This window comes from Arthrobacter sp. NEB 688 (assembly GCF_013201035.1).
Classification (GTDB): domain Bacteria; phylum Actinomycetota; class Actinomycetes; order Actinomycetales; family Dermatophilaceae; genus Phycicoccus.
On sequence record NZ_CP053707.1, the window covers coordinates 117649 to 132867 of the forward strand.

Annotated in this window: 15 protein-coding genes; 4 read left to right on the forward strand and 11 right to left on the reverse strand. The window is 73.7% G+C overall.

From position 1 onward, the window contains the following. Positions 1-19: 19 nt before the first annotated feature. The 5 genes from HL663_RS00530 to HL663_RS00550 form a co-directional block, all read right to left on the reverse strand. Complete coding sequence (locus HL663_RS00530) at positions 20-2581, reverse strand: ABC transporter permease (protein WP_173026550.1); 2562 nt, start codon at positions 2579-2581, stop codon at positions 20-22. 1 nt (position 2582) lies between these two features. Continuing rightward, positions 2583-3374 (reverse strand): ABC transporter ATP-binding protein, encoded by a 792-nt coding sequence (locus HL663_RS00535; RefSeq protein WP_173026551.1) that lies wholly within the window; start codon positions 3372-3374, stop codon positions 2583-2585. After that, on the reverse strand, positions 3371-5179 hold the full coding sequence (locus HL663_RS00540) for an alkaline phosphatase D family protein (RefSeq protein WP_173026552.1): 1809 nt from the start codon (positions 5177-5179) through the stop codon (positions 3371-3373). Before HL663_RS00540 ends, HL663_RS00535 begins: the two co-directional genes overlap by 4 nt. A gap of 156 nt (positions 5180-5335) precedes the next feature. Then, positions 5336-6961 (reverse strand): chaperonin GroEL, encoded by a 1626-nt coding sequence (groL, locus tag HL663_RS00545; RefSeq protein WP_173026553.1) that lies wholly within the window; start codon positions 6959-6961, stop codon positions 5336-5338. A 215-nt stretch (positions 6962-7176) separates the two neighbouring features. Further along, positions 7177-7644 carry a hypothetical protein gene (locus HL663_RS00550; RefSeq protein WP_173026554.1) on the reverse strand — a complete coding sequence of 156 codons (468 nt, stop codon included), beginning with the start codon at positions 7642-7644 and terminating at the stop codon, positions 7177-7179. A 142-nt stretch (positions 7645-7786) separates the two neighbouring features. Here HL663_RS00550 and HL663_RS00555 point away from each other — a divergent pair, with 142 nt between their 5' ends. From HL663_RS00555 to HL663_RS00565, 3 genes are read left to right on the forward strand one after another with little or no spacing between them, the layout of a single operon-like run. Then, positions 7787-9019 (forward strand): inorganic phosphate transporter, encoded by a 1233-nt coding sequence (locus HL663_RS00555; RefSeq protein WP_173026555.1) that lies wholly within the window; start codon positions 7787-7789, stop codon positions 9017-9019. 18 nt (positions 9020-9037) lie between these two features. Further along, entirely contained in the window at positions 9038-9334 is a 297-nt protein-coding gene (locus HL663_RS00560; RefSeq protein WP_173026556.1) for a hypothetical protein, read from the forward strand. An 8-nt stretch (positions 9335-9342) separates the two neighbouring features. Continuing rightward, complete coding sequence (locus HL663_RS00565; protein WP_173026557.1) at positions 9343-9933, forward strand: DUF3349 domain-containing protein; 591 nt, start codon at positions 9343-9345, stop codon at positions 9931-9933. Positions 9934-10115: 182 nt separating this feature from the next. On the opposite strand, the gene HL663_RS00570 is transcribed toward HL663_RS00565, so the two are convergent. The 6 genes from HL663_RS00570 to HL663_RS00595 all read right to left on the reverse strand — a co-directional run bounded on the left by HL663_RS00570 (position 10116) and on the right by HL663_RS00595 (position 14757). Then, positions 10116-10409, reverse strand: coding sequence for a DUF3263 domain-containing protein (locus HL663_RS00570; RefSeq protein ID WP_173026558.1), 294 nt, complete (start codon positions 10407-10409; stop codon positions 10116-10118). A gap of 184 nt (positions 10410-10593) precedes the next feature. Beyond that, positions 10594-11961, reverse strand: a complete 1368-nt coding sequence (locus HL663_RS00575) for a pyridoxal phosphate-dependent decarboxylase family protein (RefSeq protein WP_286175820.1) — start codon at positions 11959-11961, stop codon at positions 10594-10596. 10 nt (positions 11962-11971) lie between these two features. Beyond that, a complete protein-coding gene (locus tag HL663_RS00580; RefSeq protein WP_173026559.1) occupies positions 11972-12634 on the reverse strand; it encodes an HAD family hydrolase in 663 nt (220 codons plus the stop codon). A 158-nt stretch (positions 12635-12792) separates the two neighbouring features. Then, on the reverse strand, positions 12793-13194 hold the full coding sequence (locus tag HL663_RS00585; protein WP_502709045.1) for an arsenate reductase ArsC: 402 nt from the start codon (positions 13192-13194) through the stop codon (positions 12793-12795). Between the two features lie 13 nt (positions 13195-13207). Then, a complete protein-coding gene (arsB, locus tag HL663_RS00590; protein ID WP_216842717.1) occupies positions 13208-14185 on the reverse strand; it encodes an ACR3 family arsenite efflux transporter in 978 nt (325 codons plus the stop codon). A 92-nt stretch (positions 14186-14277) separates the two neighbouring features. Next, a complete protein-coding gene (locus tag HL663_RS00595) occupies positions 14278-14757 on the reverse strand; it encodes an ArsI/CadI family heavy metal resistance metalloenzyme (protein WP_286175821.1) in 480 nt (159 codons plus the stop codon). A gap of 111 nt (positions 14758-14868) precedes the next feature. On the opposite strand from HL663_RS00595, the gene HL663_RS00600 reads away from it, so the two are divergent. Continuing rightward, a complete protein-coding gene (locus HL663_RS00600; protein WP_286175822.1) occupies positions 14869-15213 on the forward strand; it encodes an ArsR/SmtB family transcription factor in 345 nt (114 codons plus the stop codon). Positions 15214-15219: the final 6 nt, after the last annotated feature.

The following is a 15219-nucleotide window of genomic DNA, read 5'->3' on the forward strand; positions in this document are numbered from 1 at the left end:
GGACCCCGCCCGGGGGCGGTCACTCCGTCGCGATGGCGCGCAGGACGTCGAGCCGGGCGGCCCGCCGGCCCGGCCACACCGCCGCGAGCACGCCGACGACCGCCGCGAGCCCGACGAAGCCCGCGAGCTGGAGCCACGGGACGGACAGCACGTCGATGCCGTCGTCGGCGAGCGAGCGCTGGAGCGCGACGGCGAACACCAGCCCCAGCACGACGCCGAGCACCGCCCCGAGCACCGCGATGGCCACCGACTCCAGGCGCAGCATGGTGCGCAGCTGGCGCCGGCTGAGGCCGACCGCCCGCAGCAGCCCGATCTCGCGCACCCGCTCGACGACCGAGAGGGCGAGGGTGTTGACGATGCCGAGCACCGCGATGACGACCGCGAGCCCGAGCAGGGCGTAGACGATGAAGAGCAGCTGGTCGATGGGCTTGCGCTGCTCGGCCGCGAACTGCTCCTGGTCGGCGACCCCGACGAGCGGCAGGTCCGCCACCGCGGCGTCGAGCGCCTTCTTGAGCGCGGGGCGGTCGGTGCCCGGCTCGGCGACGACGAAGGCCGACCGGTCCGTCGGCGGCACCCCGAGCTCGTCGAAGGTCCCGAGCGTCATCGTGACGTCGGACTGGAGCACGGCGTCCGGCTCGTAGGTGGCGACGACGCGCCCCGTCGCCTTCGCGCCGGCGAAGGTGGTCGTCACCTCGTCACCCACCCGCAGGCCGAGGTCGGCGGCATGGGCGGTCGAGAGCGCGACGTCGCCGTCGCGCAGGGCCTCGAGCGAGCCGGCGGTCACGTCGGGCCGCGCGACACGCACGACACCGGCCGGGTCGACCCCGGTCGCGAACTCCCGGTCGCCGGCGATCTCGACGCGGGCGCCGCGCACCCGCACGACCTCCTCGACGCCCGGGACCTTCTCGACGGCGTCGGTGATCGCGGCCGAGAAGCCCTGGCCGACGACGCTCGAGACGACGTAGTCCGCGACGATGTCCTCGGCGAGCGACTGGTCGAGGCTCGCCTTGGCCGAGGCCCCGAGCACCGACATGAGGGTGACGAGCGAGACGCCGATCATCAGCGCCGAGGCCGTGGCCCCGGTGCGGCGGGGGTTGCGTCGGGCGTTCTGCTCGGCCATCCGGCCCACGGCCCCGAACGCCCGCCGGTACAGCGCCCCGAGGACGCCGAGCACCGGGCGGCCGAGCACGGGGCTGAGCAGCGCCGTGCCGACGAGCACCCCGAAGGTGCCGACGCCGAGCACGTAGGTCGGCTCGCTGCCCCACCCGAGGAGCCCGCCGACGATGCCGACCACGCCGGCGGCGAGCAGCAGCGCACCGACGGCGACCCGCCAGCGCAGGCCGCCCTCGGCGAGCACGGCGTCGTCGCGCATCGCGGCGACGGGCGGCACCCGCCCGGCCCGGCGGGCCGGCAGGTAGGCCGAGAGGACGGTGACGAGCACCCCGACGGCCAGCGCCACGACGACGGTCCGGGCCTCGAGGACGAGCGGCGTCGAGCCGAGGTCGAGCCCCACCCGCCCGAATACGGCCCGGATGCCGATGGCCAGCAGCACCCCGAGCCCCACGCCGAGCGCGGACCCGACGAAGCCCACGATGGCCGCCTCGACGAGCACCGAGCGCGCCACCTGCCGACGGCTCGCCCCGATGGCCCGCAGCAGCGCGAGCTCGCGGCTGCGCTGCGCGACGAGGATCGAGAACGTGTTGACGATGAGGAACGCGCCGACGGTCAGGGCGACCCCGGCGAAGACGAGCAGGAAGGTCGTGACGAACGAGAGCGCCTCGTCGATGCGCGTCGCCGCGCGCGCGGAGGTCGCGTCGCCGGTGTCGGCCCGGAAGCCCTCGGGGAGCACGGCCTGGACCGAGCGCAGCAGCTGGTCCTGCGTCGTGCCCTGTGCGGCGGTGACCCAGACGGTCGACCATCCCGTGCCGCCGTCGAGGAAGAGCTGCTGGGCCTGCCGGGCGTCGAACATCACGACGCTCGCGCCGACGAGCGAGCTGCCGCCGAACTCGGCGGTGCCGACGAGCGTGGCCTCGATGCGCGGCTGCGCGCCGGCGGTGAGCAGGGGCACGGTGTCGCCGAGCCGCCAGCCGGAGCGCTGCGCGGACGTGGCGTCGAGGACGATCTCGCCCTCCGCGGCGGGGTAGCGCCCGCTCTTCAGCGTCGCCGACGGCGTGCCGTTCGCGGCCGGCCCCGAGCTGTACGAGACCCCGATGCCGGGGGGCCCTCCTCCGCCGACGAGCTTGCCCTGGCGGTCGACGACGAACGTGCCGAAGGTCGTCACGCGCCCGTCCGCGCGGGCGGCGCCGGGCACACCCGCCAGCGTGGTGACGAGGTCCTCGGGCACGGTGCGCACGGCGGCCGCGCCGAGCGGACCCCCACCCCCGCCCGCTTCGTCGGCGCTGCCCGGCCGGACGATGACGTCGCCGACGGCGCCGCTCGTCAGCCCGGTGAAGGCGCGGTCGAGGGTGTCGGTGAACACGTAGGAGCCGGCGACGAAGGCCACCCCGAGCACGACGGCGACACCGCTGAGCAGCAGCCGCACCTTGTGCGCGAGGATGCCGCGCAGCGTCGCGCGCAGCACGTCAGGCCTCCGACTCGGCCAGGCGCGCCATCCACTCGAGGACCGCCTCGGGCGTGGGCTCCCGCAGCTCGCCGACGACGTGGCCGTCGGCGAGGAAGACGACGCGGTCGGTCCAGCTCGCCGCGCCGGGGTCGTGGGTGACCATGACGACGGTCTGCCCGTGGGTGTCGACCGAGCGGCGCAGGAAGCCGAGGACCTCGGCGCCGGAGGCGGAGTCGAGGTTGCCGGTCGGCTCGTCGGCGAAGACGACGTCGGGGCGGCCGACGAGCGCCCGCGCGCAGGCGACCCGCTGCTGCTGCCCGCCCGACAGCTCCCCGGGGCGGTGGCCGAGGCGGCTGCGCAGCCCGACCGTGTCGACGACCTCGTCGAACCACGCCTGGTCCGGCTTGCGGCCGGCGATGGCCAGCGGCAGGACGATGTTCTCCTCCGCCGTGAGCGTCGGCACGAGGTTGAAGGCCTGGAAGACGAAGCCGATGCGGTCGCGCCGCAGCTCGGTCAGGCGGCGCTCCTTGAGCGTCGTGAGGTCGACGTCACCGAGGTAGACGTGGCCCGAGCTCGACGCGTCCAGGCCCGCGGCACAGTGCATCAGCGTCGACTTGCCCGAGCCGGAGCGGCCCATGATCGCCGTGAACTCGCCCGCGTGGAGGTCGAGGGTGACGTCGTCGAGCGCGACGACCCGGGTGTCGCCGGAGCCGTACACCTTCGTGAGGTTCTCGACCCGCGCGGCGGGCGGGCGGGCCGGCGGGGCGGCGGACGCGCCGGCCGGGCCGGGCTGGGACTCGGCGACGCTCATGGGGCCACGCTAGGCGACGCCGTGCGGGCGGCCGCCGCGGGGACCACCCGGTGGTCCGAGGGGCCGTCGTCGGTGGGCCGCGCCGTCACGGAGCCCGGCGGGTCGAGGTGCACCGACCAGACCTCGCGCAGCCACGGGTGGTCGTGGTCGGTGCCCTCGACCATCCCGGTGACCCACGTGAGGTCGAGACCGTCCGGCAGCACCCGGCAGAGGGCGACGTTGTTGTCGAACCACGGCCCCTCGGTGACCGTCCAGGGGTAGGCCGGGTCCGGCACGCGCCGCGAGGCCGACGCCAGCAGGCGCATCGGGCGCACGAGGGAGCGGGTGAGCATCGAGATGACGACGCGCACGCCGCGCGGCATCGGGTTGCGGATCGGCGAGCAGACGGCCTGGACGATCCGCGAGCGCGCGCCGTGCGCTGCCGGGTCGGTGACCTCGGCGAGGTAGGAGTTGTGGACGTCGCCGGAGAGGAAGGTGACGGTGTCGGGCGCCGGCCCGCGGTGGCCGCGCGCGAGGTCCATCACCATCTCGAAGACTTCGTCGAAGCCGGCGTTGAAGGCGGCCCAGTGCTCGAGGTCGACGACCCGGCGCACCCGCTCCGCGACGTGCGAGGCCCGGCGTCCGTAGGCGCCCTGCGCGACCGCCTCGTCGATGGCCTCGAAGTCGTGCAGCCCCGGCGGCAGGAGGAAGGGCAGCGACGTGCCGACGAAGACGTGCCGGTACCCGCCGCGCAGCGTCTCGTCGAGCCACGCGGTCTCGGTGGCGTCGAGGATCGAGCGGTGGTCGGGCTCCAGGTGGCGGGCGGCGCGGGAGTCCAGGACGACGAGCAGGCAGTCGCCGAGCTCGCGGGTGTGGCTCCAGCGGTAGGTCTCGGGCTCGGCGTCGGCCCGGGCCGCGAGGGCGTCGAGCACCGCCGTGAGGTCGAGCTCGTCGACGACGGCGCTCGTGCCGCGGGCCGCGTGGTCGGTCGCGTGCTCGAGGACGAGCCGGAAGACCTCCTCCTGCGCGAGCTCGGCCGGCGAGAGGTTGCCGATGTGCTGGTGGACCCAGTACGACGCGAGCCCGGAGACGATGCGCTCCTGCCACCACGTCGTCGCGCGCATCTCGCGGCGCCAGGACCACGAGGTGTTCCAGTCGTCGCGGATGTCGTGGTCGTCGAAGATCATCGCCGACGGCACGGTCGAGAGCAGCCAGCGGATGACCGGCTCGACCCACGTGATGCGGTAGAGCTCGTCGTACTCCGCGTAGTCCTTGATCTCCTCGTACGGCGGCTCGTCGAGGCTGCGCCGGGCCCGCATGAAGGCCTCGAGCTCCGGGTGCGGCGTCGTGTCGGCGTAGACCTGGTCGCCGAGGAGGACGAGCAGGTCGGGCCAGCCGGCCTCCGGCGCGTCGCGCAGCGTGACGGCAAGGCTGCGCAGGGCGTCGACGCCGTGGCGCCGCACGCCCTCGTCGTCGTGCGACCCGGTCGTGCGGCACGAGCCGAACGCGAAGTGGGGCATCCGGGCGGGGTCGAGGGTGCGGATGCGGCTCGGCGGCGCGCCCTCGAGCGGCCAGACGCGCTCGTCGTCGACGAGCACCTCGTAGGGGTCGTCGGTGCCGGGGAGGAGGCCGTCGCAGACGACGAGGGCGTAGTGCGACCCGTGGACGCGGAAGGTCGGCGCACTCCAGCGCCGACCGTCCCGGACGACGGTGACCGTCGCGGCGCGGGCGGTGCGCACCCACACGGTGGCCGAGACCTCGTCGACGTGGCGCAGCAGCGGGCCGAGGACGAGGGGGTGGGCCTCGCCGGGCTCGGGGTGGCTCATGTCCTCATCCTGCCGTCCGAGGCTGGGCGGCGGCTGTGGGTGAGCACCCGGAGCCGACCCCTGTCCCACCCCGGGACGGCGGTCGCCGGAACGCCGACGGGCGGCCCTCCGTGAGGAGGACCGCCCGTCGGTCGTGACCCGTGGTGCGTCAGGGGCTCAGAAGCCCATGCCGCCCATCTCGTCGCCACCCGGCATCGCCGGGGCCGACTTCTCGGGCTTGTCGGCGATGACCGCCTCGGTGGTGAGGAACAGCGCCGCGATGGACGCCGCGTTCTGCAGCGCCGAGCGGGTGACCTTCGCCGGGTCGATGATGCCCGCGGCGATGAGGTCGACGTACTCGCCGGTCGCGGCGTTGAGGCCGTGGCCGGAGGGCAGGTTGGAGACCTTCTCGGAGACGACGCCGCCCTCGAGGCCGGCGTTGACCGCGATCTGCTTGAGCGGGGCGGACGCGGCGACGCGGACGATGTTCGCGCCGGTGGCCTCGTCACCCTCGACCTCGAGCTTCTCGAACGCCGCCGTGGTCGCCTGGAGCAGGGCCACGCCACCACCGGCGACGATCCCCTCCTCGACGGCAGCCTTGGCGTTGCGCACGGCGTCCTCGATGCGGTGCTTGCGCTCCTTGAGCTCGACCTCGGTGGCCGCGCCCGCCTTGATGACGGCGACGCCGCCGGCGAGCTTGGCGAGGCGCTCCTGGAGCTTCTCGCGGTCGTAGTCCGAGTCGGTCTTCTCGATCTCGGCGCGGATCTGGTTGACGCGACCCTGGATCTGGTCGTTGTCACCGGCACCCTCGACGATCGTCGTCTCGTCCTTGGTGACGACGACCTTGCGGGCGCGGCCGAGGAGCGAGAGGTCCGCGGTGTCGAGCTTGAGCCCGACCTCCTCGGAGATGACCTGGCCACCGGTGAGGATGGCGATGTCGCCGAGCATGGCCTTGCGACGGTCACCGAAGCCCGGGGCCTTGACGGCGACGGACTTGAAGGTGCCGCGGATCTTGTTGACCACGAGCGTGCTCAGGGCCTCGCCGTCGACGTCCTCGGAGATGACGAGGAGCGGCTTGCCGGACTGCATGACCTTCTCGAGGAGGGGCAGCAGGTCCTTGATCGACCCGATCTTGGAGTTCGCGATGAGGACGTAGGGGTCCTCGAGCACGGCCTCCATGCGCTCGGTGTCGGTGACGAAGTAGTGGCTGATGTAGCCCTTGTCGAAGCGCATGCCCTCGGTGAGCTCGAGCTCGAGGCCGAAGGTGTTGCTCTCCTCGACGGTGATGACGCCTTCCTTGCCGACCTTGTCCATGGCCTCGGCGATCATCTCGCCGATCTGGGGGTCAGCGGCGGAGATCGAGGCGGTGGCCGCGATCTGCTCCTTGGTCTCGACGTCCTTGGCGTTGGCCAGGAGCTCGTCGGAGACGGCGCGCACGGCCTTCTCGATGCCGCGCTTGAGCGCCATCGGGTTGGCCCCGGCGGCGACGTTGCGCAGGCCCTCGCGGACGAGCGCCTGGGCGAGGACGGTGGCCGTCGTCGTGCCGTCACCGGCGACGTCGTCGGTCTTCTTGGCGACCTCCTTGACGAGCTCCGCGCCGATCTTCTCGTACGGGTCGTCGAGCTCGATCTCCTTGGCGATCGAGACACCGTCGTTGGTGATGGTGGGGGCGCCCCACTTCTTCTCCAGGACGACGTTGCGGCCCTTCGGACCGAGCGTCACCTTGACGGCGTCGGCGAGGATGTTCATCCCTCGCTCGAGACCGCGGCGCGCCTCCTCATCGAATGCGATGATCTTGGCCATTCGGGTGGTTCCTCCCACGCGAAACGTTGGTGGGACCGGGCGGTGCCCGCGACGGACGGGCCGGGGCCGCGGCTCACGTCACCGTCGGCGCACCTGCCCTCACCGGACCGGTCTGTTCTGTCACTCTCATGGTGAGAGTGCTAATGGCCATTATTGGCACTCTCACCCGGAGAGTGCAAACGCTGCCTGAGGGGCACCGACTCCGGCGGACCGGCTCAGAGCGCCGGGTCGACGCCCTCGACGTGGACGCGCAGGGAGGCATCCGCCTCGGAGGCGACCGGGTCGCCGAGGTCGGCGACGAAGACCGCGACCGCCTCGCGCGCCGGGTTGCCGTCCAGCTCGTGGAGCACCTCGCGCCACGCGGCGAGGTTCGGGTGCGGCAGGTCGGTGCAGGCCTCGGCGGGCGCGAGCGACTCGACCGCGGCCTCGAGGTCGGAGCGCGAGAGCGGCAGGGTGGCCGTCGAGCCGTCGTGGCCGAGCACCGTCGCGAGGACGACCGTCGCGAGGGCCGGGCGCCCGCCGGGGGTGGCCGTGACGTGCGGGAAGACCCAGTCCGGGGTCGAGGACGCCGGCGACAGGCCCACCGCGTGCGCCGCGGGCTCCCGCCAGCCGTCGATGCGGTCCACGAGGTGCGCGCGGATCGCCGCGAGTCCGTCCGGGGTGCTCCAGTCCAGGTCGCTCATCCCCCCATCCTGACAAAGACGGCCGCCCGGCGCGCCCCGCACGCCCCGTGCGCCGCACCGGCCCCATGCGCCGGATGAACAGCGGGTGAACGACGACCCCCGTCTTGGTGAAGCGAGGGTTGCCGCCCCAGACTGGTGCCTCGTGGACGCAGCGACCCTCATCCTCGTGCTCGTCATCGTGACGGCCCTGGCCTTCGACTTCACGAACGGCTTCCACGACACGGCCAACGCGATGGCGGCGTCGATCTCCACCGGGGCCCTCGCGCCCAAGGTGGCGGTCGGCCTCAGCGCGGTGCTCAACCTCGTCGGCGCCTTCCTGTCCGTCGAGGTCGCCCTCACCGTGTCGAACGCCGTCATCAAGATCCAGGACAAGAGCGGCGCCCCACGGCCCGAGCTCCTGACCGGTGGCGGTGAGGCGCTGCTGCTCATCGTGCTCGCCGGCCTCGTCGGCGGCATCGTCTGGAACCTCTTCACCTGGCTGCTCGGCCTGCCCTCGAGCTCCTCGCACGCCCTGCTCGGCGGCCTGACCGGCGCCGGCGCCGCGGGCCTCGGCCTCGCGGGCGTCAAGTGGACCGGCGACGGCACCAAGCTCGACGGCGTCGTCGGCAAGATCCTCCTGCCCTCGCTGCTCTCCCCCGCCGTCGCGCTCGCCGTCGCGTTCATCGGCTGCTGGCTCGTGCACCGCATCACCGCCTCGGTCATGGACCGGCTCAACGAGCGCTACTTCCGCTGGGGCCAGATCGGCAGCGCCTCCCTCGTCTCGCTCGCGCACGGCACCAACGACGCACAGAAGACGATGGGCGTCATGACCCTCGCCCTCATCGCGAGCGGCCACTGGGACCGCACCGACGCCGTGCCGATCTGGGTCAAGGTGAGCGCCGCGACGGCCATCGCCCTCGGCACCTACATCGGCGGCTGGCGGATCATCCGCACCCTCGGCAAGGGCCTGGTCGACATCACGCCGCGCCAGGGCCTCTCGAGCGACGGCGCGACGGCGGCGGTGCTCCTCGCCTCGAGCCACCTCGGGTTCGCCCTCTCGACGACCCACGTCGCGACCGGCTCCGTCCTCGGTGGCGGGCTCGGGCGCGGCACGCACGTGCGCTGGTCGACGGCCGGCCGGATGGTCGTCGCGTGGGCGCTGACCTTCCCCATCGCCGCCGGGATGGGCGCGCTCATGTGGTGGGTCGGCCACACGCTCGGCGGCGCGCCCGGTGCGCTGCTCGTCTTCGCGATCCTCTGCGCCGCCTCGCTCTTCATGTACCTGCGCTCGAAGCGGGAGCACGTCGGGGCCCACAACGTCACCGAGGAGTGGGGCGCCGCCGGCGGCGAGCCCACCCCGGCCGCCCCCGCCCCCACCAAGACCCCCACCCGCTGACGGAGAGGACCGACCACCATGCGCAGCCTCCAGCTCGCCCTCCAGGGCGCCGCCGACGTCCTCGTCGTCGGCCTCCTCTTCGGGGCCGGCCTGCCCGTGATCTACGCCCTCGCCATGCGCGCGCTCGTCGTCGGCGCCGAGGAGGCACCGGACGGTAGCGTGCGGTACTCGTCGCTCGGCCGGCTGCTCGCCGGGCTGCTCGTCGCGGTCATCCTCGGCGGGGTCGTGCTCGGCCTCGTGCTCATCGTCGCGAGCGGCTTCGGGAAGGCCGTGAGCTTCGAGCACGTCCTCCCGACCATCGTCGACAAGAAGTGAGTCCCGCCATGCCGCAGCTGTCGCACTCGGTGATCGCCCACATCCGGGCCGGTTTCCCCGACGGCGTCCCCGACGCCGAGGCGGCCGCCCTCGGAGCGGTCCTCCAGGAGCAGCTCGGCACCCACGCGGCGCACGACGTGCTGCGCAAGCTGGCCGCCGAGAAGGTCCTCTCCCGCCGCGCCGTGCGCGCCCTCGTCCCCGAGGACGAGCAGGTCCGCCAGGTCTCGGCCAAGCTCGTCCTCGGCGGCTGGCCGCTCGGCGGCATGGACGAGGAGGAGGACGAGGCCCCGCCGCGCGAGGGCAGCCCGCTCGCCCGCATCGTCAACTGGCTGCGCGAGGGCTACCCGGGCGGCGTGCCCGAGCACGACTACGTGCCGCTGCTCGCGCTGCTCGAGCGCCGGCTGACCCGCTCCGAGGTCAAGAAGGTCGCCAAGGCCCTGCGGCGCGCGGACGTCAGCCCGGCCGGCCCGTCGGACATCGCGGCGGCCATCACCGAGTACACGCACGCCGACCCCAGCGACAAGGACCTGCGCCGGGTGCGCGACCAGCTGGCCAAGAAGGGCTGGCCGGTCGAGTTCCCCGACCCCGACCTCCCCTGACCCCTCCCCCCGCGGGTCCACCCCGTCGAGCGAACAGGACACGCCGCCTGCGCCACCACGCACGCGGCGTGTCCTGTTCGTTCGACCCGTGGGGTGGGGCGGCTCGGAGGGGCCCGGACAGCAGAGATGCCCGTCCGGCTTCCCTCACGGACGGGCATCTCTGGTTCTGGGGGCTCCCCGGCTCAGGGCTCCATGCCGAGGCGTCGGGCCGAGCGGGCGCGCTGGCGGCTCGCGCGCAGGCGGCGCAGCCGCTTGACGAGCATCGGGTCGTGGGCGAGGGCCACCGGGTTGTCGATGAGGCCGTTGAGCACCTGGTAGTACCGCGTCGAGCTCATGTCGAAGAGCTCCTTGATGGCGGTCTCCTTGGAGCCGGCGTACTTCCACCACTGCCGCTCGAAGGCGAGCACCTCACGGTCGCGCTCGGAGAGGTCCGAGACGCTGACGGCAGGGGTGACCTGTTCGGAGGCGGCACTCACGGTGTGTTCTCGACCCTTCGTCGCGTGTGGCTTCGGGCCTCACTCTAGCCGCGGAATGACACCCGTGTCATTCCGCTCGGCGCGTCCTGCGGCGTGTCGGCTGGACACCTCGCGCGGCGGTCAGCTCACCCGTCACACACGACCCACGCCCCCCAGCAGCCGCGCCGGGTGCGGTCGGGCCGGCTCAGGCCATCGTGTCGAGGATGTCCCGGATGTCGTCCTCCGTCGTCGCGGGGTTGACGATCGCGAAGCGGGCCAGCGTCTCGCCGTCGTGCGTCGTCGGCACGACGAAGGCGAACTCGTCGGCGAGCATCCGGTCCGACCAGGCCTGGTAGTCGGCGGGCGACCAGCCGAGGCGCCGGAAGACGACCACCGACAGGTCGCGATCGCGGACCAGCTCGAGCTCGGGGCGGCGGGCGACCTCGGCCTCGGCGTACCGGGCGACGTCCAGCGTGCGCTCGACGGCGGCCGTGTAGGCGTCGGTGCCGTTGACGACGAGGGAGAACCAGAACGGCAGGCCGCGCGCCCGCCGGGTCAGGCCGACGGAGTAGTCGGTGGGGTTCCAGTCGGGGGCCTCGGTGAGGACGTCGAGGTAGCCGGCCTTCTGGGTGTGCGCGGCGCGGGCGAGCGCCGGCTCGCGGTAGAGCAACGCACAGCAGTCGAAGGGCGCGAAGAGCCACTTGTGCGGGTCGACGATGAAGGAGTCGCAGTGCTCGATGCCCGCGTAGAGCTCGCGCACCGACGGGGCGGCGAGCCCGGCCCCGCCGTACGCGCCGTCGACGTGGAACCAGATGCCGTGCTCGCGGCACACCTCGGCCACCGACGCGAGGTCGTCGACGATGCCGAAATTGGTCGTGCCGCAGGTCGCGACGACGGCGAAGAAGGTCTCGGGGCCGTGCTCCTCGATGGCCCGGCGCAGCGCCGGTCCGGTGAGCCGGCCGGCGTCGTCGGCCGGCACGCCGACGAGCTCGGCGTCCATCACCTCGCAGGCCGACGCGATGGAGCTGTGCGCGCCCGCGGTGGCCGCGACGCGCCAGGGGCGGTCGCCGGCGGCCGCGCGGTGGCGGGCGGTGGCGCGCGCCGCGACGAGCGCCGACAGGTTGCCGATGGTGCCGCCGGGGACGAAGACGCCACCGGCGCCCTCCGGCAGCCCGACGAGGTCGGCGATCCAGCGCAGCGCCTGGTTCTCGGCCCAGACCGCGCCCGAGCCCTCGAGCCAGGACCCGGCGTAGATCGACGAGGCACCGACGACGAGGTCGAAGACGACCGAGGCGTCGCTCGGCGCGCACGGGATGAAGGAGAGGTAGCGCGGGTGGTCGACCGAGAGGCACGCGGGCGCGAGCTCGTCGGCGAAGATGCGCATCGCCTCGGAGCCGCCGAGCCCGTGGGCCGTGACGGTGCGGCCGAGCGTCGCGTCGAGGTCCTCCTGGGTCCGCACGCGGTCGAGCGGCGGCTCCATCCGGATGCGCTCCTCGGCGTACGCGGTGACGGCGTCGAGGAGGGTCGCGAGCTCCTCGTGGGCGTTCGGGGAGTACGGGGTGGTGGGGTGCACGGGCGGGAGTCTAGGAGGCGCGCAGCCCGAGCAGGAGCGCCTGCAGGTCGGCGACCTCGTCGACGAGGGCCGTCGGGCCCTGGGCCGCGAGCGCTGCACGGTCGCCGGCGCCCCACGTGACGGCCACGGCGGCCATCCCCGCGGCCTGCGCCGCCTGCACGTCGACCGTCGCGTCCCCGACGTAGACGCAGCGCGCCGGGTCGACGCCGAGCACCGTGGCGCCGCGCAGGAGGGGGTCCGGGGCGGGCTTGTGGCGGTCGGTGTCCTCGAGGCCGGCGACGACCTCGACGAGGTGGTCGATGCCGACGCCCTCGAGCGCGAGCCGGGCGGTCTCCTGGCGCTTGGAGGTGACGACCGCGGTCGTGACGCCGGCCGCGTGGAGGGCCTCGAGGAGCTCGGGCACCCCCTCGTAGCGGCGGATGAGCCGGCCGGTGTTCGCGAGGTTCCACTCGCGGTAGGTGGCGTCGAGCGCGTGGCCGTGCTCGGGGCTCTCCTCGAGCAGCGCCTCGAGCAGCGGGCGGCCGATCCACGCGCGCGCCCGGGTCTCCTCGACCTCCTCGCCGAGCACCGCCCGGAAGGCGTGCTGGTAGGAGGCGACGATGAGCGGGATCGTGTCGGCGAGGGTGCCGTCGAGGTCGAAGAGGACGGTCGGCCAGGGCGGGGTCGCGGTCACCGGTCCAGTCTGACGGGGCGGCGTCGGCACCCGGGCGGCGGTCCACCCCCGGCCGCCCCGCGGTCGAGGGTCCGACCCCACCCGCCTTCTCCCGACTTCTTGCGAGTTCCGCCGCCCGACGCGCCGTTCCGGGGCGGGTCGGGCGGCGGAACTCGCAGTCAGTGGGACTGGTGGGCGGCCGGGACGCCGAGCTCGTCGAGGAGCGCGAGCACGCGCTCGAGGATCTCGTCGCGCACGCCGCGCACCATCGCCAGGCCCTGCCCGGCCGGGTCCTCGAGGACCCAGTCCTCGTAGCGCGTGCCCGGGAAGATCGGGCAGGTGTCGCCGCAGCCCATCGTCACGACGACGTCGGAGGCCTGCACCGCCTCGGGCGTGAGGACCTTGGGCCGCTCGGCGGCGATGTCGATGCCGACCTCGCGCATGGCCTCGACGGCCACCGGGTTGACGGCGTCGCCGGGGGCGCTGCCCGCCGAGCGGACCTCGACGGCCCCGCCCGAGAGGTGGTGCAGCCAGGCGGCGGCCATCTGCGAGCGGCCGGCGTTGTGGACGCAGACGAACATGACGGACGGACGGTCAGGCACGGGAGAACCCCTTCCGGAGGGCGAGCGAGACGTAGACGAGCCCGACGAGGACGGGCACCTCGATGAGCGGCCCGACGACCCCGGCGAGCGCCTGCCCGGAGGTCGCGCCGAAGGTCGCGATGGCGACGGCGATGGCGAGCTCGAAGTTGTTGCCGGCCGCGGTGAACGCGAGCGTCGTCGTCCGCGCGTAGCCGAGGCCGATGCCCCGCCCGAGCACGAACCCGCCGCCCCACATGAGGACGAAGTAGGCGAGCAGCGGCAGGGCGATGCGGACGACGTCGAGCGGCCGGCTCGTCACCTGCTCGCCCTGGAGCGCGAAGAGCACGACGATCGTGAAGAGCAGCCCGTAGAGCGCCCACGGGCCGATGCGCGGCAGGAACGAGCGCTCGTACGCCGCTCTGCCCCACCGACGCTCGCCGATGCGGCGCGAGAGGTAGCCGAGCACGAGCGGGATGCCGAGGAAGACCAGCACCGACCGCGCGATGTCCCACGCCGAGACGTCGAGGGCGGTCTGCTGCAGGCCGAGCCACCCCGGCAGGACCGACAGGTAGAACCAGCCCAGGCCGGCGAACGCGAGCACCTGGAAGACCGAGTTGAGCGCGACGAGCACCGCCGCGGCCTCGCGGTCGCCGCACGCGAGGTCGTTCCAGATGACGACCATCGCGATGCAGCGGGCGAGCCCGACGACGACGAGCCCGGTGCGGTACTCCGGCAGGTCCGGGAGCAGCAGCCAGGCGAGGGCGAACATCAGGGCCGGGCCGAGCACCCAGTTGAGGACGAGGCTGGCGACGAGCATCCGCCGGTCGCCGGTCACGCTGTCGAGCCGGTCGTAGCGGACCTTGGCCAGCACGGGGTACATCATGACGAGCAGGCCGAGCGCGATGGGCAGCGAGACGCCGTCGACCTCGACGGCCGAGAGCCCCTCGCCGAGACCGGGGACGAGCCGGCCGAGCAGGAGCCCGACGACCATCGCGAGGCCGATCCAGAGGGGGAGCAGCCGGTCGAGGGTCGACAGCCGGACGGCGCCCGCGAGGGCGGGAGCCGGGGCGTCGGTGGGGACGGTCACGAGCAGCAGGCTCCCTCGGCGCCGAGCACCTCGAGGCTCGCGGTCGCCGGGCGCGCGTCGGCGGGGTCCTCGTCCTTGACGGTGTAGACCTCCCACGGGGCGCCGGCCGGGTCGTGGACCCAGACCTTGTCCTGGAGGGCGTAGCAGCACGTCGTGTCGTCCTCGTCGAAGCTCGCGAGGCCGGCGTCCGAGAACCGCTCGCGGGCCGCGGCGACGTCGGCGGTCGAGCCGACCTCGACCCCGAGGTGGTTGAGCGCGCCGGCGGCGCCGCTGCCGCGGGTGGCCTCGCTCGTCTCGATGAGGACGAGCTTGAGCGGCGGCTGCTCGACGGCGAAGTTCGCGTACCCCGGGCGGCGCTTGTGCGGCGCGACCCCGAACATCGCCGTGTAGAAGGCGACGGAGGCCTCGAGGTCGCTGACGTTGAGCGCGATCTGGACGCGGCCGGTCGGTGGCGGGGCGGACGGGGCGGTGGTCACGGCGGGCACCTCCGGGACGAGGACTGGCATCGACGAGCGTCGATGAGGACAGCGTGGACCACCACATCGATGTGTGTCAATATGGAGGTCCGTCGCCCCAGGAGGTCCCCCGTGCCGGTCCGCGAGCTGCCCCTCACGAGCACCACCGGCGCCTGCTGCGGCATCGGCGTCGACGGTGGGATGTCGCGCGAGGACGCCGAGCGCAGCGCGGCCCTCCTCAAGGCCGTCGCCGACCCCGTGCGCCTGAGGCTGGTCAGCGCGATCCGCGCGACGGACGCCGGCGAGGCGTGCGTCTGTGACCTCACCGACCTCGTCAGGCTCGCCCAGCCGACCGTGTCGCACCACCTCAAGGTCCTCACCGACGCCGGCCTCCTCGAGCGCGAGCGCCGCGGCTCGTGGGCGTGGTACCGCCTCGTGCCGGCCCGCCTCGACGAGGTCCGCGGCATCCTCGCCTGAGGCTTT